A 22,391-nucleotide genomic window follows, 5' to 3' on the forward strand; every position below is an offset into this window, starting at 1 on the left:
ACCCGGTCGCCTCTAGGAAGGCGGCCGGGCATCGGCACTTGGTCAGGCTAGGCGGCCGAGTTGCGCGAACTGTGCGCGCTTCAACTGTTGCGCCAGCACAGCGGAGGAAGGCCCCTGGCCGCCGGTCTGCTGTGTGTCCCTCAGGGCCAGGAGTCGGGGCAGCTGGCGTACCTCGTCGGGTGCCCGAACCGGGCTGCACGCCTGCTGGGCGATCCGCGCCGTGGGATCTGTCGACATCCCCGCCAGGGCAGCGCGGAGAAATACGACTTCGTCCACGTAGCCGGCCGTGGTCAGATGCTGGTTCGCCCACTGGCGAATGGTGTGCCAGTCCGAGCTCTCCAGGATCGCGGTGAGCGCTCCGCGGCGGGCGGCGTCGTCATCGAACCGCTCAGCGTCCTGAAGCATACGGATCCTGGCCGTACGGTCGGCCTCCCTGGCCTTCTCGTACGCGGCTCGGAAGGCGGTCATGAGGACGGCACGGTCGGCCGGGGTGGTGTCGGCGGGGATGCCCGGACCGACGGGAACGAGGGTCTCCAGGTACTCCAGGCGCTTCCGGCGCCGGTCCTGAATCCGGTCCCATGCGCCTTGGAGGTCGGCCAGGTATGCGGTGTACGCGGTGTCTACGGCCTCGGCTTTGGCGAGGTCGGACAGGCGCCAGTCGGAGCGTGCTGCCTGGACTGCCTCCAGGTAGGCGGTCTGTGCCTGGCGCGCGGCGGCGATGTCGGGGTCCTGGTCGTGCGTGGGCATCGGCTCGGGGGGCATCAGGCGGCCTTTCGTCGGGAGCGGGCGAGGTGTTCGGCGTCGTCCGGGTGCCACAGGCCGCGGCCGGCGGAGGTGACTCCTTCGGCCGCGGCCAAGCGCCGGGCGTGGCGGCCGGTCACCCCGAGGCGGCCGGCAAGCTCCTCGGTAGTGATCAGGCCACGCTCCGAGGGTGCAGGGATGTCCGCAGGTGTCCGTTCGTGCTGTCCTGTGGTGGACATGAGGTGGGCGAGGCCGGCCGCGCGGAGGGCATCCAGGGCGGCGGCCACCTCGGGGCGGACCTGGCCGCCGTCCGCCCGGTGTCGGTTCAGGTGGGCGCGGAGGGCCAGCCATAGGGGGTGGCAGACCTCGGCGGGCAGGAACACCCCTCCGGCGGCGATGACGGCCGGTCTAGGCTGCGCCGTCACCGCGCTGCCCCTGCTGCTGCTCGCGGCGCCGCTGCCGCTCCTCCAGACGGGCGAGCAGGGCCACCGCGCGCGGATCTCCCCGCCGTGCGGCAGTTCGCAGGATGCGCCGCTGCTTCTCCTCGGCGGCGGCCAGCTCGCGGCGATTCCGGGTGCTGCTGGACTCCGCGGCCTCGGCGTCACCGGCCAGCCGGTTCAGGTGCTCGGCGGCCTCCGAGACGATGCCGGACAGGGCCGGCATGAGGTCGGGGTCGTGGCGCACGGTCTCTTTCAGGAGTCGGGTCACGGCGCGGCGGAAGCGGGCGTTCGCCGAGTCGAGTTCGGCGCGGCCGGGGTACGGGCCGGGTTTGTCGGGGGTGTTGGGCACGGCGTCTCTCCTCGTACATGTACGCGCGCGTTGTGCGCGAGAGGCGGGGAACCGGATACCGCGGGTCAGCGGGCGCGGAAGGTGTCGGGGATGCCAGCGGCGCGGATGAGGTCGGGTGCGGCGGGGAGGGTGCTGGTGAGGACGGGGCATCCGTCGTCGTGCTCGATACCGGCGTGCACGGTGTCGCCGTTGGTGGCGAGGTAGGCGACTTCTCCGGTGCAGTGGCCGCATTGGTAGGTGCTGACCATGCGGGCGATGAGGTTGCGGTCACCGGCGACGAAGGTGCTGCGCGTGATGTTCATCCAGATCTCCGAGTCTCGTGTTCCGGGTCCAGTTCCACGTCCCACCCCATAGGGGGGTGGGACGGGACGGGACTAACTGGCGGTCCCGTGGGACCGGCTGGAACTGAGTGGGACTGCGTTTTCTGCTGACGACGTCGGCAGGGCATAGCGGGGACGGTTCTGGGTGCCGATGTTCTGCACTGCGCCGCGCGCGACCAGCGCGTTAAGAGCCCGGTAGAAGCTTGTCTTCGGGACTCCTGCGATCTCGAAGATCTGGGGGCCGGTGGCGCTCGTAGTCCCAAATGAGTCCCGAAGCGCGCCGAGAACGGCTTCCTCAGTGCGGTTCATCTCAGCCGCGCCGGGCGTCGTGTTGCGGGCGACGAGGACGACCGATTGCCCGACCGGGGTGAGCCGTAGCCACACCGTCTCGAAGGCGTCCTCGTCCTTCTGCTTGTCGCTGTGAACCTCGACGTACTCGCCGTCCTTGGTGACCTTGATGATGCTGGTGGCGGCGCCCTCGAAGGCGCTGGCGCCTCGCATGTCCAGACCGTTCTTGCCGGAGTGGTGGACCATCAGCACGCAGGCTCCACATGCCTGCCGGATCTGGTCCGCGGCGTCCACGACCTTGGACATCTCGCCGTTGCTGTTTTCGTCCGCACCCACGGTCACGCGGGCCTGCGTGTCGATGATGACCAGGGCCGGCCTCATGTCGGCGATGAGGGCGACGAGGGCCTGGCGGTCGATGCCGTTGAGGAGCTGCACGGCCATCGGCAGGAACCTGACGCCCTTCATGGGCACGCGGAACGCCTCCTCCCACGCCCGGACGCGCTTCCTGATGCCCGAAGCGCCCTCGGCGACGAGGTAGAGCACGGGCCCCTGCGAGACGCCTCGGAGCTGCCATGGCAGGCCGCTTCCGATGCAGCCGGCCCAGTCGAGAGCGACGAACGACTTGGCTGAGCCGGGCTTCCCGTAGAGCCAGGCGAGGGAGTCCATGTAGAGGACGCCGTCGATGAGCGGTACGGGGTCGGCGATATTGTCGAGACCTGCCGAGTCCACGAGTGCGGCCCGCAGCTCTGCCAGGCGTGCCTGCATGGGGTTCGCGCTCGGCGGCTCCTCCGGCTTCTCTGCCGGTTTGACAACGGCTGTCCCACGGGGCTCAGGCACGAGCAGGTGCGAGAAGTCGTTGCGGGTGTCCGCGCGGGCCACGGGCGGCCACGGATGCCGCGGCTGCGCCATGCCGGCGCGGAGGCCGGATTCGATGGTGGCGAGTGCGCGGCCCTCGGGGTGGTTGCCTGCGCGGGCTGCGGAGAGAAGATGCTCGCGCGCCTCGTCCTCGCTGAGCGCCCCGGTGCCGACGAGGGTGCCGAGACTGAACGCGGCCGTGTTGATTGCGTTGTTCTGCGCGCCGTTCGGCGCCCGGGTGATCGCGTCGCACTCCGCCTCCACCACCCGTCGGGTGTACGCGTCGTGGCGGTCACCCGGGATGACGAGATGCGTGGCTGGGGCGACTGGAGCCGAGGTTCGCGCGGCGAGTGCCTCCAGCAGCCACGTGGGCGCGGCTGCTGGCGCCTGCTCGGGGTTCTCCAGGGCGTAGACCACGCCGGTGGCGTGGACCGACCCGGGGCCGATGACGTAGGCGTGTCCGGCGCGTACGTCGCCGTCAAACTGGCCCTTCAGCGCGCCGAGTCCGTTGCCGAGGCGCACCCCGGCCGGCGCCCAGTAGTAGTCGTGGTGGCCCTTGGCCGTGTGGACCCGCATCGTGGGCGTGTGAGGATGCCCGAGGGTGGTGGCGGTGTCCTCCAGGGCGCCGGGCCGGTCGCTGTCCATGACGAGGAGCTGTTCGCCGTTGGGGCCCGTGCAGCCGCCGACGTAGACGCCGACGTTGCGCGGGGCAGCGCCGAACAGGCGGTGCAGTTGCTGTGCGTCGCGCAGGGTGGTCCTGGTGAATTGCTCTGCCGGGTGCTTGCCGCGGTCGGTGCAGGTGGTCGGGTCGTGTCCGCGGCCGATGCCGGCGCACCGACTGAGCCCGGGGTGATCGGCGGCGAACACCGTGAACTGTCGCTCAGCGAGCCAGAGCGCCCCGGCGAGCGGGGTGTCTGCCACCTCCGGCGGCGCGGGGACGTGCGTGGTCAACGTGCATTCTCCGTCTTCTTCGCCGCGATGTCCTCGGCCAGAGCGAGGAGATCGGCGACCCAGCGGCGTGCGGCGGCGCGGACGGCGTACGCGGACGGCTGGTCTTCGAGGTCGGCTCGGATGGAGCCGAGGGTCAGTACGCGGCGGGCCCGCTCGGCACGCGCTCGGATGAGGACAGCGTCGGAGTACGGGCAGGCCGGCCAGCGGCCGCGGGACGCGCCGGGTGCCCCCGGCGCCGCGTGGGCGCCAGGGGTCCGGTCGGGGGTGCGGGTGGTCACTGGCCGGCCTTGGCCGTGGTCATGATGCGAAGGACTTCGTCCAGGACGGCGGCGGAGTCACCCGCCTGCCAGATCTCCGCAGCGGCGATGTTGAGGAACTCGCAGAAGTTCGGCGGCATGCCCTTCTTCAGCTCGTGGAGCTCTCCGAGGACACGGACCGCGCGAGAGGTGAGGGGCGGCAGGTCGGCCCTGCGGCACGCCTGGACGCCGACCTCATCCGTGAAGGGATTCGCAACCGCGGCCGGCGTTGTTGCGGCGATTCCGCTGGCGGCCGGAATCCGGGTGCGTTGGTCGGCGTCGAAGATGTCCAGTTCCGTGCTCGCGAGGACGGGGAGCGCAGCGGTAACGTGGGTCATGAGGACTCCATCCGATGGCCGGGGCGGCAACCCCGGCCTTTGGCGTTTCAGGACGTGACAGGGGTGTTCTCGGACAGCGCCGGGGCGGCAACCCCGGCGCTGTCGCCGTTCTGCTCGGCGTCGAGCCGACGGACGAAGGCGTGCAGGGCCTCCGCCGGGACGCGGCGCGAGTGGCCGATCTTGATGCTGCGCAGCTGGCCGGAGGCGATGAGCGCCTTGGCGGTCGTGAGGCCGATGCCCAGTTGCTGGGCCACCTCCGCGACCGGATACAGGATCCGAGTCATGCGTGCTCCCATGAGAGACCTGGACGACCAACCGTCCAGGCTGTTCACCTCACCGTACAGGGCCACCCGAGGCCATGCAAGGGCGTCCAGGTTGTTCAGCCCGGTTGCGCACCACCCTGTTCACTGCCATGCTGGGGCGCATGCAGGAGCTCACTGACTGGCGCCTCGCCTTCGCCCCCGGCGGATGGGTGCGCGCATCACGGCCGGCAGACTCGACCACGGTCTACATGCGCCTACAGGGCACCGAAACCGGCCCTCAGCAGCGCTTGAACGTGCACACCGTTCTAATGGACAGCGCCGCACCGGTGAGCACCCACGTGTGGCGCGAGGTTCCTTTCCAGGATGTCGAGCGGATCGCCAATAACACCCGCGGGCTCCTCGGCGGGGTAAGCCAGTGGAATCCGGTTCGCGACGCACTGCGCGCCCCGGCGGAGCGTGATCTGATCGACCTTCGCGCCCTGGAAGAACACTTCGGCACCGCCGAACAACTGGCCGCGCTCGATTCCGAACACCCCACGCTGGAGAACCACATGGTGATTCTTCAGGACGACCGGCCCGACCCTGGCGCCAAGCCTCCGGCGCTGACTCGTCCCGACGGCCGAATCACGGACGACTTCCTTCGCCAACTCGCAGACACGTACCGATGGCTCGTGGCGTCCGGTGAAACGGCCCCCGCCGCCTCGATCGCGCAAGAGACGGGCGCCCCGGTGGCCACCGTCCGTCGCTGGATCGTCAACGCCCGCCAGCGTGGACACTTGGCGCCCGGCCGCCCCGGACGGGCCGGATGAGCGGCCGCCGGAGTAACGGCGAGTCCTCGGTCTACTTCTCCGAGGCCGACGGGAAGTGGCACGGATGGGTAACCGTCGGAGTGAAGCCGAACGGCGCCCCGGACCGTCGCCACCGCCAGGGTCCGGATGAGGCGGGCGTGCGGGCGAAGGTGAAGGAGCTGGAGAAGCTCCGGGACGCCGGGAAGACCCGCAAGGCCGGCCGGCCGCCGACCGTCGAGCAGTGGCTCACCACGTGGATGGACACTGCGTGCGCGCGGAAGGTCGCCGACGGGACGATGGCCCCACGGACGCTGGACGACTACCGGTCGAAGTGCCGGCTGTACCTGTTCCCCGGGATCGGAAAACACCGCGTTGACAAGCTCGCCCCGGAGCACCTGGACGCCATGTACCTGGACATGCTCCGACGTGACCTGTCGTCCGGGACCGTACTGAAGACGCACCGGATCATCGCCCGCGCGCTGAAGGTGGCGATGCAACGGGACCTCGTTCACCGCAACGTCGCCACCCTCGTGGAACCACCGTCCGCCGCTGAGGTCGAGATCGACCCGCTCAACCAGACCGAGGCGAAAGCCGTGCTCGCCGAGGCTGGCCGCCGGCGGAACGGCGCCCGCTGGTCGGTCGCATTGGCCGAGGGGCTGCGTCAGGGCGAGGCTCTAGGGCTGCGCTGGAAGTACGTGGACCTCGACCGGGGCGTAATGAAGATCTGGTGGCAGCTCCAGCGCCTCACCTGGCAGCACGGCTGCGAGGACGCCCACGCCTGCGGCGCCAACCACCACCGCAAGGGGTGCAAGGCCAGCTGCAAGCAGCACGCGAAGCTGAAGAACGGGTGCCCGCGGCCCTGCCCGAAGGACTGCAAGGCTCACGCCAAGGTCTGCCCGCAGCGTACGGGGGGCGGTCTCGTCTTCCGGGAGCCGAAGGGGAAGAACAAGCGCCTCGCCCCGATCCCGCCGCCGTTGGTACCGATCCTGCGGGCGCACCGCAAGGCACAGCTCGAGGAGCGCCTCGGTGCCGGCCAGCTCTGGGAGGAGCACGACCTCGTGTTCTGCCAGGAGAACGGCCGGCCGATCGACCCGCGGATGGACTGGGAGGAGTGGAAGGACATCCTTCAGACAGCCGGGATCCGGGACGCCCGCGTGCACGACGGACGCCACACGGCGGGAACGTTGCTGATCGAGTCGGGCGTCAGTCCCAGGGTCGTGATGGAGATCCTCGGGCACTCCTCCATGCGAATGACCCAGCGGTACACGCACGTTGGGTCGGCGCTCGCGAATGACGCCGCGAAGCGGATGGGGGACGCCTTGTGGGGGTGAACATCCGTTCTATCGCAACGGGGACTGCAACTGCCCCAAACGCAGACCAGCGGCTTCCCAAAGGAAACCGCTGGTCACAAGTGGAGCCGCCTTCGGGATTCGAACCCGAGACCTACGCATTACGAGTGCGTTGCTCTGGCCAACTGAGCTAAGGCGGCACCGCTGGTAGACAAGTGTTCCCCGGAGGGGTTCGCTCATCAGCAGCGGCGCCTAGTCTACAGGCTCGAACAGGGTGCCCCGAACCACGTGATCGTCAGGTGCACTTTTTGCCGTTCGCGGGGGGCTTGCCCTCCAGGAGGTAGGCGTTCACGGCGTTGTCGATGCAGGTGCTGCCGCGGCCGTAGGCCGTGTGGCCGTCGCCGTCGTACGTGAGGAGGACGCCCGAGTCGAGCTGGCCCGCCAGGGACTGCGCCCACTTGTACGGGGTGGCCGGGTCGCGGACAGTGCCGACCACGACGATCGGCGGGGCCCCCTTCGCCGTCAGCGGCCGGGCCGCGCCGGTGGCCTTGACCGGCCAGTACGTGCAGTTCAGCGAGGCCCAGGCCAGGCCCGTGCCGAAGACCGGGGACGCCTTCCGGAAGGAGGGGAGGGCCGCGACGACCGCGTCGGGGCCGGAGAAGGCCGCAGGCTGGTCGAGGCAGTTCACGGCGGCGTTGGCGTACATCAGGTTGGCGTACTTGCCGTCCGCCTCGCGCTCGTAGTAGCTGTCGGCGAGGCCGAGGAGGCCGGCGCCGTCGCCGTCCATCGCCTTCGCGAGCGCCTCGCGCAGCTGCGGCCAGGCGCTCTCGTCGTACAGCGCGGCGATCACCCCGGTCGTGGCGAGGGACTCGCCCAGCGGGCGGTCCGGGTCGCCGCTGGGCACCGGCTTGGCGTCGAGCGTCCGGAAGAAGGCGGCAAGGCGTTCGGCGATCGCCTCTGGGCTGCCCTTTCCGAGCCGGCAGTCGGGCTGCTTGGCGCAGTCCTTGGCGAAGGAGCGGAACGCCGTCTCGAAGCCCTCGGTCTGGTCCCGGTTCATGTCGAGGGCGGAGCGGGAGGGGTCCATGGCGCCGTCCAGGACCAGCCGGCCGACCCGGCCGGGGAAGAGGTCCGCGTACGTCGCCCCGAGGAAGGTGCCGTACGAGGCGCCGACGTACGCCAGCTTCTCGTCGCCCAGCACCGCGCGGAGCATGTCCATGTCGCGGGCGGCGTCGACGGTGGAGACGTGGGGCAGGATCCGCCGCGAGCGCTCCTGGCAGCCGGCCGCGAACTCCTTGAACGACGCCACCAGCGCGGCCTGCTCCGCGGCGTCGTCGGGGGTCTGGTCGACCTGCGTGTACGCGTCCATGGCCGGGCCGGTCAGGCATTCGACCGGGCTGCTGCGGTCCACCCCGCGCGGGTCGAAGGAGACCATGTCGTACCGGGCGCGGACCGCCGCCGGGTAGCCGATGCCCGCGTACGCCTGGAGGTAGCCGATGCCGGAGCCGCCGGGGCCGCCGGGGTTGACCACGAGCGAGCCGAGCCGCTTGCCCGGCCCGGTGGCGGGGCGGCGGGCCACCGCGATCTCGACGTCCTGGCCGGAGTCGGGGCGGGCGTAGTCCAGCGGGGCCTTCATGGTGGCGCACTGGAAGCCGGGGACACCGCAGTCGCGCCAGCTCAGCTTCTGCTCGTAGTACGGGTGCAGGGCGGCCGGCACGGCGGACGGCTGGGCCGACGCCACGGCGCCCCGGGTGGCGGACGCGGCGGCCCGGGAGCCCGCCGAACCGTCCGAGGTGCACCCGGAGAGCAGCAGCCCGGCGGCTGCGATCACGGTTCCGGTGGTGCGCAGCAGGCGACTGGTGTCCATCCCCGGAGCCTACGTCGTGTGAGGGCCGTCGGCCGGGCGGGCCCGGGGGCGGGCGGCCTGGGAGGCGGCTCGCCGTGCGCCGCCGCTGCCGCCCCGGCCCGGCAGGCCCGGCCGTGCGTGCCCCGGCCCCGCCGAGTCGCCCGTACGGGTGAACGGTCAACGGGTGTGTCCGCCAGGGTGGTCCCCGGCGAGGCCCGGTGTGTCCGCCGGGGTGTCCACCGGGGTGTCAGCCGGCGCGGAGGGCCATCGTCATCGCCTCGACCGCGAGGAGCGGGGCCACGTTGCGGTCGAGGGCCTCGCGGCAGGCGCTGATCGCCTCGATCCGGCGCAGGGTGCGCTCGGGGCCGCCGACGCGCGCGACCCGGTCGAGGTCCGCGCGGAGGTCCTCGTTCGCGATGGCCAGCGCGGAGCCGAGCTGAAGGGCCAGCACGTCCCGGTAGAAGCCGGTGAGGTCGGTCAGCGCCAGGTCGAGGCTGTCACGCTGGGTACGGGTGCGGCGGCGCTTCTGCCGGTCCTCCAGCTCCTTCATCACGCCCGCCGTGCCGCGCGGCAGCCGCCCGCTCGTGCCGGCCCCGGCGCCGAGCGCGGCCTTCAGCTCCTCGGTCTCCTTGGCGTCGACCTCCTCCGCGAGCAGCTTGGCGTCCTCGGCGGCGGCGTCGACGAGTTCCTGGGCGGCCTTGAGGCAGCCCCCCACGTCGTCCACCCGGAGCGGGAGCTTCAGCACGGTGGCGCGCCGGGCCCGGGCACCCTCGTCCTGGGCGAGCCGGCGGGCCCGGTCGATGTGCCCCTGCGTGGCGCGCGCGGCGAACGCGGCGACGGCGGGCTCGATGCCGTCGCGCCGTACCAGCAGGTCGGCGACGGCGGTCACGGACGGGGTACGCAGGGTCAGCAGTCGGCAGCGGGAGCGGATGGTGGGCAGCACGTCCTCCATCGAGGGCGCGCACAGCAGCCACACCGTGCGCGGGGCGGGCTCCTCCACGGCCTTGAGGAGCACGTTGGCCGCACCCTCGGTCAGCCGGTCGGCGTCCTCCAGGACGATGACCTGCCAGCGGCCCACGGCCGGGGACAGCTGCGCCCGGCGGACCAGGTCGCGGGTCTCCTTGACGCCGATGGACAGCAGATCCGTACGGACGGCCTCCACATCGGCGTGCGTGCCGACCATGGTGGTGTGGCAGCCGTCGCAGAACCCGCAGCCCGGCTCGCCGCCGAGGGCGCGGTCGGGGCTGGTGCACTGCAGGGCGGCCGCGAAGGCGCGGGCGGCGGTGGCCCGCCCGGAGCCGGGCGGGCCGGTGAACAGCCACGCATGGGTCATCTTCGACGCGGGGGGCGGCTCCTGCCCGGCGTCGACCGCGGTCACCAGGGCGTCGGCGTCACGGGCCGCGGCGGCCAGCTGCGCCTGCACCCGCTCCTGGCCCACCAGCTCGTCCCACACGGGCATCCCGCCCACCGCCTTCCACGTGCCGTCCTGCTCGTACCGCGTACCCAGTGTGGGGCCTGCCGCCGACAATCCCCGTCGCCGGCGGCATCCCCGTCAGGGGCGGCGGCGCGGGCCGTCCTCGCCGTCCTCGCCGTCCTCGCCGTCCCGGTGGGGGCCCAGCAGTTCGTCCGCCAGGGTCGGCAGGTCGTCCAGCGGGGTCTCCTCGGCCCAGGAGGGGCGCGGCCGGCCCGTGCGGCCCCCGTCCGGGCGGCCCCCGTCGTCGAGGAGCGGGAGCTCGCGGGTCACGTCGTCGCCGGAGTCCCGGAAGATGCCCGGCGGCACCCGGTCGGCCGGGTCCTCCTGGGGGCGCCGGGCCGTGGGCCGCACGGCGGAGTACGCCTGCTGCCCGGAGGACGCGGACGCCTGGTCGTCCGACCCGCCCTGCCCGCCCTTGCGGGAGTCCGAGCCGGACGTGCCGGATGTACCGGACGGGCGTACGGGCGGCAGTACGGCCGTCTGGTCCGCGGCTCCGGACGCGTCGACGGCGGGCAGCACGGAGGTCTCCGCCGCCGGGTCGGCCTTCGGCACCGGCACGGTCTGGGTCACGTCGTCCGGCCGGACCACCCGCTTGTCCACCGGGGGCCTGACGTGCGGGGTCCCGACCGGCGGGGTCCCGACCGGCGGGGTCCCGACCATCGGGGTCTCGACCGTCACCGCGTCGTCCGGGTGCGGCTCCTTGCTCATGGACACCTTGGGGCCGGGCGCGGCCGGGGACTGCGGAGCCCGGGCGGCTGCGGCCGCGGCGGCTGCCGCCGCCTGGGCCTCCGCCTGCCGGCGCGCCTCCTCGGCCTTCAGCAGGGCCTCCTCGGCCCGCCGCTGCTTCTCCCGGCGCCGTTCCTCGGCCTCGGCGCGCAGCCGGGCCTCCTCCTCCGCCTCCCGGCGCAGCCGCTCCTGCTCCGCCGCGCGGGCCTTCTCCTCGGCCTCCGCGCGGCGCCGCTCGGCCTCGGCCCGGGCACGGGCCTCCTCCTCGGCGCGCAGCCGCTCCTCCTCCGCCCGGCGGGCGGCCTCCTCCTCGGCGATCCGGCGGGCCTCTGCGGCCTCGGCCTCGGCCTTGCGCCGGGCCTCCTCGGCCTCCCGGGCCCTGCGGGCCTCCTCCTCGGCCCGCAGCCGCTCCTCCTCCGCCTTGCGCGCCGCCTCTTCCTCGGCCTTGCGGCGGGCCTCCTCCTCGGCCCGGCGCCGGGCCTCGGCCCGGGCGGCCCGCTCGGCCTCCGACAGCGGCAGCATGCGGTCCAGCCGGTGCCGGACGACGGTGGCGACCGACTCCGGATCCTGCCCGGCGTCGACCACCAGGTAGCGACCGGGGTCGGCGGCGGCGAGGGTCAGGAAGCCGGAGCGGACCCGCTGGTGGAACTCCGCGGGCTCCGACTCCAGCCGGTCGGGCGCCTCCGTGAACCGCTCCCGCGCGGTCTCCGGCGACACGTCGAGCAGCACGGTCAGGTTCGGTACGAGCCCGTCGGTCGCCCAGCGCGAGATCCGGGCGATCTCGGTCGGCGACAGGTCGCGGCCGGCGCCCTGGTAGGCGACCGAGGAGTCGATGTAGCGGTCGGAGATGACGACCGCGCCGCGCGCCAGGGCGGGGCGGACCACCGAGTCCACGTGCTCGGCCCGGTCCGCGGCGTACAGCAGGGCCTCGGCGCGGTGGGACAGCCCGGCCGAGGAGACGTCGAGGAGGATCGCGCGCAGCCGCTTGCCGATCGGGGTGGCGCCCGGCTCGCGCGTCACGACGACCTCGTGGCCCTTGCCGCGGATCCACTCGGCCAGGGCCTGGACCTGCGTGGACTTGCCGGCGCCGTCGCCGCCCTCCAGGGCGATGAAGAAGCCGGTGCCGGCCGGCGCCTGGTCGGGCTCCCCGCCGCGCAGCGCCTCGCGCAGGTCGCGGCGCAGCGGTACGCCGGCGCGGTCGTCGGCCTTGGCGAGCACCACGACGGCGGCCGGCAGCAGCAGGGCGCCGACGATCATCAGGGTGTACGCGGCGCCGCCGTACGCGAAGACGAGGCCCGCGAAGGCCAGTCGGTGCGGGCCGATCCCGGCGGCCACGACGGGGCCGAGGACGGCGCCGAGCGCCACCGCCACCCGGACGACGGCCTGAAGGTGCTCGGCGACCCGGGCCCGGCGGAACTCCTCGCTCTCCTGGTCGAGCAGGGTGTGCCCGGTGTTGGCGGCCACGCCCGCGGCGAGGCCGGCGAGCAGCGACAGGAACACCACGGTCGCCATGTCCGTGACCAGGCCGGTCAGCAGGAGCGCGGTGCCGGCCACGGCGATCGCGAGGGCCAGCAGCCGGCGGCGGGACAGGGTGGGCAGCACCTTGCCGGCCTGGGTGGCGCGGATGCCGGCGCCGGTGCCGCCGAGCAGGGCCAGCACGAGCAGGGCGAAGGTGGCCGGGCCGCCGCCCAGGTCGAAGGCGTGCAGCACGGCCACGGCGGCGGCGCAGGCCACCGCCCCGGCGACCGCGGCGCAGGCCAGGACGAGCAGCGGGATCGCCCCGGTGCGGCCCTTGTCGGGCCGGTCCCCCGCCTTCGGGGCCCGCAGGCCCTCCAGCGGGGACCGCGGGCGCGGCGTCTTCTCGGCGGGCAGGACCAGGGGCAGCAGCAGCGACAGCGACGCGGCGAACAGGCCGGCGGCCACGTACGAACCGAGCGCGGCCTGGTTGGCGGCGAACCAGTCCACGCCGAGGCCGAGGACCTTGCCGATCAGCGTCGCGGCGAGCAGCGCGCCCGCGGCGGCGGGCATCACGGCGAACGTCGTGCGCAGCGTCAGCCGGCGCAGGGCGTCGAGGTGGTCGGGCAGCGGCCGTACGGTCGCCCCCTCCGGCGGCGGCTCGGGCAGCAGGGCGGGAGCGGCACTCTCCTTGGCCAGGGTCCACAGCCGCTCGGCGGCGCCGGCCACGAAGACGGTGGCCAGCAGCGCGGTCAGCGCGTGCGCCGGGATCCAGTCGAGCCAGAGCGGGGCGACGACGAACAGGGCGATCCGGATCCCGTCCGCCGCGGCCATCGTCCAGCGGCGGTCCAGCCTGCCGCCGGCGGCGGTGAGCTTGGCGAGCGGGCCGAGCAGGACCGCGCCGAACAGCAGGGTGGCGAGGATCCGGACCCCGAAGACGGCGGCGACGGCCAGGGCCCAGCCCCGGTAGCCGGTACCGGTGCCGAAGGTGCCCTGGGAGACGGCCGCCTGGAAGGCGAGCACGACCAGGACCAGCAGGGCGAGGGCATCGCCGATGCCGCTGACGAGCTGGGCGCTCCACAGACGGCGCAGCCTGGGGGTGCGCAGCAGGGCACGCAGCGCCCGCTCGCGGGAATCCGCGGCGAGGGCTTCGTCGTAGGAGGGGTTCGGGGGGGCGGTCACGCCAGTCGGCTGCTCGGCTCGCGTCATCCGCCCAGCCTATCCGCTGCGCTCGGCGGGTGCGGAAGGCTGTGGACAACCCCGGGGCGGGGGCCGCACCGTTGTGGGCCGGATGCGGGCCGCCCGGGTTGCTCGGGCAGCTCCCGCGCCCCTGCCGGGGCGCGGGAGCTGGGTCAGGACTCCGTGGGCGGGGTGGCGGCCGTCTTCTTCGCCGCCGTCTTCTTCGCCGCCGCCGTCTTCTTCGCCGCCGTCGTCTTGGCCGCCGCCGTCGTCTTGGCCGCCGTCTTCTTGGCGGCCGTCTTCTTCGCTGCCGCCGCCGTCGTCGTCTTCTTCGCCGTCGTCTTCTTGGCCGCGGTCTTCTTCGCCGTCGTCTTCTTGGCCGGACCCTTCGCCCGCTTCTCCGCGAGCAGCTCGTAGCCCCGCTCCGGCGTGATCGTCTCGACGTCGTCGTCCCGCCGCAGCGTCGCGTTCGTCTCGCCGTCCGTCACGTACGGGCCGAACCGGCCGTCCTTCACCACCACCGGGCGCTCGCTGACCGGGTCCGTGCCCAGCTCCTTCAGCGGCGGCTTGGCCGCTGCGCGGCCCCGCTGCTTCGGCTGCGCGTAGATCGCCAGCGCCTCGTCCAGCGTGATCGTGAAGAGCTGGTCCTCGGTCTCGAGGGAGCGGCTGTCCGTGCCCTTCTTCAGGTACGGGCCGTAGCGGCCGTTCTGCGCCGTGATCTCCACGCCCTCGGCGTCGGCGCCCACGACCCGCGGCAGCGACATCAGCTTCAGCGCGTCGTCCAGGGTCACCGTGTCCAGCGACATCGACTTGAAGAGGGACGCCGTCCGCGGCTTCACCGCGTTCTTGCCCGTCTTCGGCGTGCCTTCGGGCAGGATCTCCGTCACGTACGGGCCGTACCGGCCGTCCTTCGCCACGATCTCGTTCCCGCTGACCGGGTCCTGGCCGAGGTGGAACTCGCCGCTCGGCTTGGCGAAGAGCTCCTCCGCGTACCCGACCGTCAGCTCGTCCGGAGCCAGGTCGCCCGGGACGTCCGCCCGCTGGTGGCCCTCGGCGTCCTTCTCGCCCCGCTCCACGTACGGCCCGTACCGGCCGACGCGCAGCACGATGCCCTCGCCGACGGGGAAGGAGGAGATTTCCCGGGCGTCGATCGCGCCCAGGTCCGTGACCAGCTCCTTCAGGCCGCCGAGGTGGTCGCCGTCGGCCGGGCCGGCCTGCACGGCGTCGCCCTCCGCACCGAAGTAGAACCGCTTCAGCCACGGCACGGCCTGGGCCTCGCCGCGGGCGATGCGGTCGAGGTCGTCCTCCATCTTCGCCGTGAAGTCGTAGTCGACGAGCCGGCCGAAGTGCTTCTCCAGGAGGTTGACCACGGCGAACGACAGGAAGGACGGCACGAGCGCCGTGCCCTTCTTGAAGACGTAGCCGCGGTCCAGGATCGTGCCGATGATCGACGCGTACGTCGACGGGCGGCCGATCTCCCGCTCCTCCAGCTCCTTGACCAGCGAGGCCTCGGTGTAGCGGGCCGGCGGCTTGGTCGCGTGGCCGTCCGCCGTGATCTCCTCGGCGGCCAGCGCGTCGCCCTCCGCGACCTGCGGGAGGCGCCGCTCGCGGTCGTCGAGCTCGGCGTTCGGGTCGTCCGCACCCTCGACGTACGCCTTCATGAAGCCGTGGAAGGTGATCGTCTTGCCGGAGGCGGTGAACTCGGCGTCCCGGCCGTCGGCGGCCACGCCGCCGATCTTGACGGTGACCGAGTTGCCGGTCGCGTCCTTCATCTGGGAGGCGACGGTCCGCTTCCAGATCAGCTCGTACAGGCGGAACTGGTCGCCGGTCAGGCCGGTCTCGGCGGGCGTGCGGAAACGATCACCCGAAGGGCGAATCGCCTCGTGCGCCTCCTGCGCGTTCTTGACCTTGCCGGCGTAGACGCGGGCCTTCTCCGGCAGGTAGTCGGCCCCGTAGAGCTGCGTGACCTGCGCGCGGGCGGCCGCGACGGCCGTGTCCGAGAGCGTCGTGGAGTCCGTACGCATATAGGTGATGAAGCCGTTCTCGTACAGCTTCTGCGCGACCTGCATGCACGCCTTGGCCCCGAGGCCCAGCTTGCGCGAGGCCTCCTGCTGGAGCGTCGTCGTACGGAAGGGCGCGTACGGGGAGCGGCGGTACGGCTTGGACTCGACCGAGCGGACGGCGAACGAGCTGTCCGCGAGCGCGGCGGCCAGGGCCCGCGCGTTCGCCTCGTCGAGGTGCAGCACCCCGTTCTTCAGCTGACCGTTCGCGCCGAAGTCGCGGCCCTGCGCGACGCGCCTGCCGTCGACGGTGTTCAGGCGCGCGACGAGCGTCGAGGGGTCGGAGGGGTCGCCGGCCCGGCCCGTGGCGAAGGTTCCGGTCAGGTCCCAGTACTCGGCGGAGCGGAAGGCGATGCGCTCGCGCTCGCGCTCGACGACGAGGCGGGTGGCGACGGACTGCACGCGGCCCGCCGACAGCTTCGGCATGACCTTCTTCCACAGGACCGGCGAGACCTCGTAGCCGTAGAGGCGGTCGAGGATGCGGCGGGTCTCCTGGGCGTCGACCATGCGCTGGTTCAGCTCGCGCGGGTTCTCGACGGCCTCGCGGATCGCGTCCTTGGTGATCTCGTGGAAGACCATCCGGTGGACGGGGACCTTGGGCTTGAGGACCTCCTGGAGGTGCCACGCGATGGCCTCGCCCTCGCGGTCCTCATCGGTGGCGAGGAAGAGCTCGTCGGACTCGGCCAGCAGCTCCTTGAGCTTCTTGACCTGCGCCCTCTTGTCCGCGTTGACGACGTAGATCGGCTGGAAGTCGTGCTCGACGTCCACGCCGAGGCGGCGGACCTCGCCCGTGTACTTGTCGGGGACCTCGGCGGCGCCGTTCGGGAGGTCGCGGATGTGCCCGACGCTCGCCTCGACGACGTATCCCGGGCCGAGGTAGCCCTTGATCGTCTTCGCCTTGGCAGGGGACTCGACGATGACAAGTCGGCGGCCGCCCTGTGCGGTCTCGCTAGTCGGGGACAACTTGGCTCTTCTCTCCGGTCGGCACTCGGTCGCAGTACGGCGACGCTGCGGAGTGTGACGGTACAACCCGCCCCCGTGTCAAACGGCACAAGCCCGCAACGGCCACTCGAACGGTAACCCGACAAGTGCCATTCCTGCCGCCCGGATACCCCGCCGGACCCGTCCCGATCACTGGCCCGAGTGGCCAGGGGGCCGTCTGGCCGCGCGCCCGCACCCCGCCTGACGTCCGGTTTCCTCCGTCGGCCGGCATCGGCGCGAATCGGTCGGCATTCGCCGCGGCGGCCGGGGCGGAATCCCGGCGGAGGCGGGCGGAGGCGGGCTCACGGATCCGCCCGCGGACCCACTCGCGGATCTGTTCGCGGACCTCCCGGATCTCCTGGATCTCCTGGATCCCCCGGCTCCCCGGATCTTCCGGATCTTCCGGATCTCCCCGATTCTCCCGGATCCGCCCGATCTCGAGGGTTTCCCGAATCCCGCGGCTTCAGAGCCGCGTGAGGCACCACACGCCGAGGGCCACCGCCGTCGCGCCGCCGAGCAGGGCCAGCGGTACGGCCACAGCCGGGCGCACGCCCTCGGCCACCGGCGCGCCACCGCGGGCACGCGCCCCCGTCCAGGCCAGCAGAGCCGTCCCGAACAGCAGGAACACGGCCGCCGCGAAGATCGCCGGACCGCGTTCCATGCCGTTCTCCCTTGTCACCGGGCCACAGGCCGCGCCGCTCTCGGGCTCCCCCGGAATCCCCCCGGCACCCCGGGGTCCCCGCCGGCCGACCTCGTACCCGGGAGCCTGCCAGCCGCGGGAGAACGGCGGGCGAACCGCGGGTTACATCACAGCTGCGGCACCGGCACCGGGCGGCGGGGGCGGGGGCGGGGACGGAGGCGGGCGGGGGTGGCGGCGGGGCCGGACCGGGTCAGCGGTCGACGACCGGCTCCAGGAAGCCCTGCCCGACCAGCATCCGGATCGCCTCGGGCGTCCGGTCCCGGAGCGCGACCGGGTCCTCCTGCACCAGCTGCGCGATCGCGTCCAGGATCCGGCCCGCGCTGAGCGAGCCGTCGCACACGCCGGCGAAGCCCGCCCCGACCGTGTCCACCGTGGTGGCGCGCCGCATGCCGCGGTTCTGCCGCAGCACGACGTGCTCCGGGTCCTCCGCCCCGGGCGCGCCGACCTGCTCCTGAACGACCTCGTCGACCAGGACGAAGCGGGCGTCCAGCAGGGCCGCGTCATCGTGCTCGCGCAGGTAGTCCTGGCGGGCGAAGTGGGCGAGGACGGCGTCGCCGAGCGGCTGTTCCACCGTGTGCGGCCATTCCTCGACCACGATCGACGGCTCGGCCGCGTCGCTGCGGCGCAGGGTGATCCAGCCGAAGCCGACCGCCTTGGTCTTGCGGGCCTCGAACTCGTCGAGCCAGTCCTCGTACCGGCGTGCGTACTCGGCGGGTTCGGTGCGGTGGTCCCCCGCGTCGCGCAGCCACAGCTCCGCGTACTGCGTGACGTCCTGCACGTCACGCTGCACGATCCACGCGTCGCAGCCGCGCGGCACCCAGGAGCGGACCCGGTCGCGCCAGTCCTCTCCCTCCACGTGCTGCCAGTTGCCGAGCAACTGGGCGTACCCGCCCGGGTTGAGGTGGGCGCCCGCCTGCTGGACCAGGGTCCGGCACAGGTCGTCGCCGCCCATGCCGCCGTCCCGGTACGTCAGCCGCGCGCCGGGGGAGATCACGAACGGCGGGTTGGAGACGATCAGGTCGTATGTCGCCTCGCCGACCGGCTCGAACAGCGACCCGAGGAGCAGTTCGGCCTCCGGGGCCCCGGACAGCGCCAGCGTCAGCCGGGTGATGTCCAGGGCCCGCGGGTTGACGTCGGTGGCGGTGACCCGGGTGGCGTGCCGGGCGGCGTGCAGGGCCTGGATGCCGGAGCCGGTGCCGAGGTCGAGGGCGCCGGCGACCGGGGTGCGCACGGTGATCCCGGCCAGCGTGGTGGAGGCGCCGCCGACACCGAGGACCACGCCCTCGTCACGGCTGCCGATCCCGCCGGCCCCGCCGACCGCGCAGCCGAGGTCGGAGACGATGAACCAGTCCTCGCCGTCCGGGCCCCCGTACGGGCGGATGTCGACGGTGGCGAGCACCGTGTCCTCGCCGTCGGCGGCCTCCCCCCGGCGCAGCCAGCCGTCGGCCAGCGCCGCCTCGACGGGCAGCGCCTGCGCCGCGTGCGCGTACGGCTCCGGCTGCTGGAGCAGGAACAGCCGCACCAGGCTCGCGAGCGGGCCGGTGCCGCGGCTTCGGGTGGCGCGCAGGGCGGGGACCGTCTCGCTGCGGGCCAGCGCGGCGTAGGCGGGGGCGCCGAGCAGCTCCAGCAGGCCGTCGGCGGTGAAGCCGGCGGCGAGCAGGGCGGCGCGGAGTTCGGCGGCGCGGTCGGGCGCGGGAAGGTTGGTGGTACTCACCCGTCCATTGTGTCGGCTGACGGCGCGGATCCGTGTGCCGCACGGGCCACGGCGCGGCCGCCGGGGCTCACTTGGCGGGCGCCGTGACCTTGCAGCCCTTCTGGCTGTTGATCGCGCTGTCCAGGCCGCCCGCGGTGAGCTTGTCGTAGGCCTCCTTGCTGCCCTTGTTGGCTTCCGCGATGCCGGCCGAGAGCTGGCTGAGGCCGTCGGCGAACTTGTTCTGGTCCTTGGGGTCCAGCGCGTCGATCTTCGCCTTCAGGTCCGCGTAGGCCTTGGACGCGGCGTCGAAGCCCTGGACCGCAGCGGTCTGGGTCGCCTGGCCGTCCTTGGTCGGCGGGGCCCCCGCCGACGACACCGCGGCGCTCATCGCCTTGTACGCATCGGACTGGGCCTGGAAGGCCGCGGAGTCGGTCTTCTGCACCTCGTCCGGCTTGGTGGTCGCGCTGGACACGCGCTTCATGTCGGCGTTGGCCGTCTCGATCTTCTTCAGCTCGGGCGACCACTTGTCGCAGACCTTCTTGGCCCACGCGTTGGCCTTCTCGTTGCCGTCGTCGCCGCCGCACCCGGACAGCACGAGCATCAGTACCGCACCGCCGGACACCGCGGACGCAAGCTTCTTGTTCACCGGATTGGTCCCTTCGCAGGCTCTCGGCCCGGAAGATACACGGCCCCCTTCCGGCCACGCAGAACGGCGGGCGGACGGCGCGTCAGTCCGCGCCGCCCGCCCGCCGTTCGGACGTGCCTTCGGTCCCTCGGGGAGACCCGCCGTGTCAGGACACGACCGCGGGGTCGGCCGGCTGCTGCGCCACCCGCTCGGTTCCCGTGCCGTCGCCCCCGTCGCCGACCGCGATGTCGCGCCGCTTGGAGACGTACACGGCGGCGACGATCACGGTGATGGCGATGACCGCGACGATCGCGCGGACGGTCGGGCTGCTGTCGACGCCGTAGCTGAACTGCACGACGGCCGGCGCGATCAGCAGCGCCACCAGGTTCATGACCTTGAGCAGCGGGTTGATCGCGGGGCCGGCGGTGTCCTTGAACGGGTCGCCGACCGTGTCGCCGATGACCGTCGCGGCGTGGGCCTCGCTGCCCTTGCCGCCGTGGCGGCCGTCCTCGACGAGCTTCTTGGCGTTGTCCCACGCACCGCCGGAGTTGGCGAGGAAGACGGCCATCAGCGTGCCGCAGCCGATGGCGCCCGCGAGGTACGCGCCGAGCGCGCCGACGCCGAGGACGAAGCCGACCGCGATGGGCGCCATGACGGCGAGCAGGCCGGGGGTGGCGAGCTCGCGCAGTGCGTCCTTGGTGCAGATGTCCACGACGCGGCCGTACTCGGGCTTCTCGGTGTAGTCCATGATTCCGGGGCGCTCGCGGAACTGGCGGCGCACCTCGTAGACCACGGCGCCCGCGGAGCGGGACACCGCGTTGATGGCGAGGCCGGAGAACAGGAACACCACCGCCGCGCCCAGGACCAGCCCGACGAGGTTGTTGGGCTGGGCGATGTCGAGGCTGAGGTTCATCTCCCCGGCCTTGGCTCCGACCTCCCTCACCGCGGTGGAGATGGCGTCGTTGTACGAGCCGAACAGGGCGGCGGCGGCGAGCACGGCCGTGGCGATGGCGATGCCCTTGGTGATGGCCTTGGTGGTGTTGCCGACGGCGTCGAGGTCGGTGAGGACCTGGGCGCCGGCGCCCTCGACGTCGCCGGACATCTCGGCGATGCCCTGGGCGTTGTCGGAAACGGGCCCGAAGGTGTCCATGGCGACGATCACGCCGACGGTGGTGAGCAGGCCGGTGCCGGCCAGGGCCACCGCGAAGAGCGCGAGCATGATCGAGGTGCCGCCGAGCAGGAAGGCCCCGTAGACGCCGAGCCCGATGAGCAGCGCCGTGTAGACGGCGGACTCCAGGCCGACGGAGATGCCGGCGAGGACGACCGTGGCGGGGCCGGTCAGCGCGGACTTGCCGATGTCCCGGACGGGACGGCGGGTGGTCTCGGTGAAGTAGCCCGTGAGCTGCTGGATCAGGGCGGCGAGCACGATGCCGATGGCGACGGCGACGAGGGCGAGGACCCGCGGGTCGCCGGAGTGCTGGGTGATCGCCGTGTTCTCGACGCCGACGAGCTCCTGGTAGGTGGCCGGCAGGTAGGCGTAGACGGCGATGGCGACGAACACCAGGGAGATCACGGCGGAGATGAAGAAGCCGCGGTTGATGGCGGTCATGCCGCTGCGGTCGGAACGGCGCGGGGAGACCGCGAAGATGCCGATCATCGCGGTGACGACGCCAATGGCGGGAACGATGAGCGGGAAGGCCAGGCCCAGGTCGCCGAAGGCTGCCTTGCCGAGGATGAGGGCGGCCACGAGGGTGACGGCGTACGACTCGAAGAGGTCGGCCGCCATACCGGCGCAGTCGCCGACGTTGTCGCCCACGTTGTCGGCGATGGTCGCGGCATTGCGCGGGTCGTCCTCCGGAATGCCCTGCTCGACCTTGCCGACCAGGTCGGCGCCGACGTCGGCGGCCTTGGTGAAGATGCCGCCGCCGACACGCATGAACATCGCGATCAGCGCGGCGCCGAGGCCGAAGCCCTCCAGGACCTTCGGGGCGTCGGCCGCGTAGACCAGGACGACGCAGGAGGCGCCGAGGAGGCCGAGGCCGACGGTGAACATGCCGACGACCCCGCCGGTGCGGAACGCGATCCGCATGGCCTTGTGGGAGACGTCGGTGAGGTCCTTGGCGGGCTCCCCCTCGGCGGGGGTGGCCTCGCGGGCGGCGGCGGCGACGCGGACGTTGGCGCGGACCGCGAGGCGCATGCCGATGTAGCCGGTAGTCGCCGAGAAGAGCGCGCCCACGAGGAAGAAGGCGGAGCGTCCCGCGCGCTGCGCCCAGTCGTCGGCGGGAAGCAGGAACAGCAGGAAGAACACGACGACGGCGAAGATGCCGAGGGTGCGCAGCTGCCGGCCCAGGTAGGCGTTGGCGCCTTCCTGTACGGCGGCGGCGATCTTCTTCATGCTGTCGGTTCCCTCGTCGGCGGAGAGAACCTGGCGGACCAGGATCTGCGCGACGACGAGTGCGGCAATTGCCACGGCCGCGATCACCATCACGATGAGCCGATTGTCATCGGTGAGTACCGCGGCGGCCAGATCGGCTGTGCCGTCCGGCGCTTCAGGGGTGAAGAGCCCCGTCATTCGTCCTCCTTGACGTGATGAGCTCAAGATGTGGACGGATTGTAGGGAGCCGGTCCCGAGCAAAACAGTGCGCAGGAAACGGAATTGGCCTGCTCTCGCCCCCCACCAATAGATCGCGCCACTCCATTACCCCCGAAAGAGGTAATGGGGCAAAGGCATTGACCC

General features: G+C 72.6%; 18 protein-coding genes and 1 tRNA gene. 2 read left to right on the forward strand and 17 right to left on the reverse strand.

Translation table 11 applies throughout. The annotated features are described in order from the left end of the window. Nucleotides 1-42: 42 nt before the first annotated feature. The 8 genes from AC068A_RS21050 to AC068A_RS21085 all read right to left on the reverse strand — a co-directional run bounded on the left by AC068A_RS21050 (nt 43) and on the right by AC068A_RS21085 (nt 4,862). A complete protein-coding gene (locus AC068A_RS21050) occupies nt 43-762 on the reverse strand; it encodes a hypothetical protein (protein ID WP_478586983.1) in 720 nt (239 codons plus the stop codon). Further along, entirely contained in the window at nt 762-1,166 is a 405-nt protein-coding gene (locus AC068A_RS21055; protein WP_478586985.1) for a hypothetical protein, read from the reverse strand. Before AC068A_RS21055 ends, AC068A_RS21050 begins: the two co-directional genes overlap by 1 nt. After that, nucleotides 1,150-1,530, reverse strand: coding sequence for a hypothetical protein (locus AC068A_RS21060; protein WP_478586987.1), 381 nt, complete (start codon nt 1,528-1,530; stop codon nt 1,150-1,152). The genes AC068A_RS21055 and AC068A_RS21060 overlap by 17 nt, the downstream gene beginning before the upstream one ends. A gap of 65 nt (nt 1,531-1,595) precedes the next feature. Then, a complete protein-coding gene (locus AC068A_RS21065) occupies nt 1,596-1,832 on the reverse strand; it encodes a hypothetical protein (protein ID WP_478586988.1) in 237 nt (78 codons plus the stop codon). Nucleotides 1,833-1,904: 72 nt separating this feature from the next. Further along, on the reverse strand, nt 1,905-3,944 hold the full coding sequence (locus AC068A_RS21070; RefSeq protein WP_478586989.1) for an AAA family ATPase: 2,040 nt from the start codon (nt 3,942-3,944) through the stop codon (nt 1,905-1,907). Continuing rightward, nucleotides 3,941-4,222: a hypothetical protein gene (locus AC068A_RS21075; protein ID WP_478586991.1), complete on the reverse strand. Its 282-nt coding sequence runs from the start codon at nt 4,220-4,222 to the stop codon at nt 3,941-3,943. The genes AC068A_RS21070 and AC068A_RS21075 overlap by 4 nt, the downstream gene beginning before the upstream one ends. Beyond that, entirely contained in the window at nt 4,219-4,578 is a 360-nt protein-coding gene (locus tag AC068A_RS21080; RefSeq protein ID WP_478586993.1) for a hypothetical protein, read from the reverse strand. The genes AC068A_RS21075 and AC068A_RS21080 overlap by 4 nt, the downstream gene beginning before the upstream one ends. 47 nt (nt 4,579-4,625) lie before the next feature. After that, a complete protein-coding gene (locus tag AC068A_RS21085) occupies nt 4,626-4,862 on the reverse strand; it encodes a helix-turn-helix domain-containing protein (protein WP_478586995.1) in 237 nt (78 codons plus the stop codon). Between the two features lie 104 nt (nt 4,863-4,966). Between AC068A_RS21085 and AC068A_RS21090 the strand changes: the two genes are divergently transcribed. Continuing rightward, entirely contained in the window at nt 4,967-5,650 is a 684-nt protein-coding gene (locus AC068A_RS21090) for a hypothetical protein (protein ID WP_478586997.1), read from the forward strand. Continuing rightward, complete coding sequence (locus AC068A_RS21095; RefSeq protein WP_478586998.1) at nt 5,647-6,960, forward strand: tyrosine-type recombinase/integrase; 1,314 nt, start codon at nt 5,647-5,649, stop codon at nt 6,958-6,960. Before AC068A_RS21090 ends, AC068A_RS21095 begins: the two co-directional genes overlap by 4 nt. Before the next feature lie 81 nt (nt 6,961-7,041). Here AC068A_RS21095 and AC068A_RS21100 read toward each other — a convergent pair. The 9 genes from AC068A_RS21100 to AC068A_RS21140 form a co-directional block, all read right to left on the reverse strand. Continuing rightward, nucleotides 7,042-7,118: transfer RNA gene (locus AC068A_RS21100), tRNA-Thr, on the reverse strand. Nucleotides 7,119-7,213: 95 nt separating this feature from the next. Next, complete coding sequence (locus tag AC068A_RS21105) at nt 7,214-8,782, reverse strand: alpha/beta hydrolase (protein ID WP_478587000.1); 1,569 nt, start codon at nt 8,780-8,782, stop codon at nt 7,214-7,216. A 226-nt stretch (nt 8,783-9,008) separates the two neighbouring features. After that, nucleotides 9,009-10,220, reverse strand: coding sequence for a DNA polymerase III subunit delta' (locus AC068A_RS21110; protein ID WP_478587002.1), 1,212 nt, complete (start codon nt 10,218-10,220; stop codon nt 9,009-9,011). 93 nt (nt 10,221-10,313) lie between these two features. Then, nucleotides 10,314-13,625 (reverse strand): dTMP kinase, encoded by a 3,312-nt coding sequence (gene tmk / locus AC068A_RS21115; RefSeq protein WP_478587004.1) that lies wholly within the window; start codon nt 13,623-13,625, stop codon nt 10,314-10,316. A 143-nt stretch (nt 13,626-13,768) separates the two neighbouring features. Continuing rightward, nucleotides 13,769-16,618 (reverse strand): type I DNA topoisomerase, encoded by a 2,850-nt coding sequence (gene topA, locus AC068A_RS21120; protein ID WP_478587006.1) that lies wholly within the window; start codon nt 16,616-16,618, stop codon nt 13,769-13,771. 481 nt (nt 16,619-17,099) lie between these two features. Next, complete coding sequence (locus tag AC068A_RS21125) at nt 17,100-17,297, reverse strand: hypothetical protein (protein ID WP_385675918.1); 198 nt, start codon at nt 17,295-17,297, stop codon at nt 17,100-17,102. Nucleotides 17,298-17,526: 229 nt separating this feature from the next. Continuing rightward, nucleotides 17,527-19,050, reverse strand: a complete 1,524-nt coding sequence (locus AC068A_RS21130; protein WP_478587008.1) for a DUF7059 domain-containing protein — start codon at nt 19,048-19,050, stop codon at nt 17,527-17,529. Nucleotides 19,051-19,117: 67 nt separating this feature from the next. Continuing rightward, nucleotides 19,118-19,675 (reverse strand): small secreted protein, encoded by a 558-nt coding sequence (locus AC068A_RS21135; protein ID WP_478587010.1) that lies wholly within the window; start codon nt 19,673-19,675, stop codon nt 19,118-19,120. Between the two features lie 145 nt (nt 19,676-19,820). Continuing rightward, nucleotides 19,821-22,226 (reverse strand): sodium-translocating pyrophosphatase, encoded by a 2,406-nt coding sequence (locus AC068A_RS21140; protein ID WP_478587012.1) that lies wholly within the window; start codon nt 22,224-22,226, stop codon nt 19,821-19,823. Nucleotides 22,227-22,391 lie beyond the last annotated feature (165 nt).

It is taken from the genome of Streptomyces sp. NPDC043854, assembly GCF_056436005.1.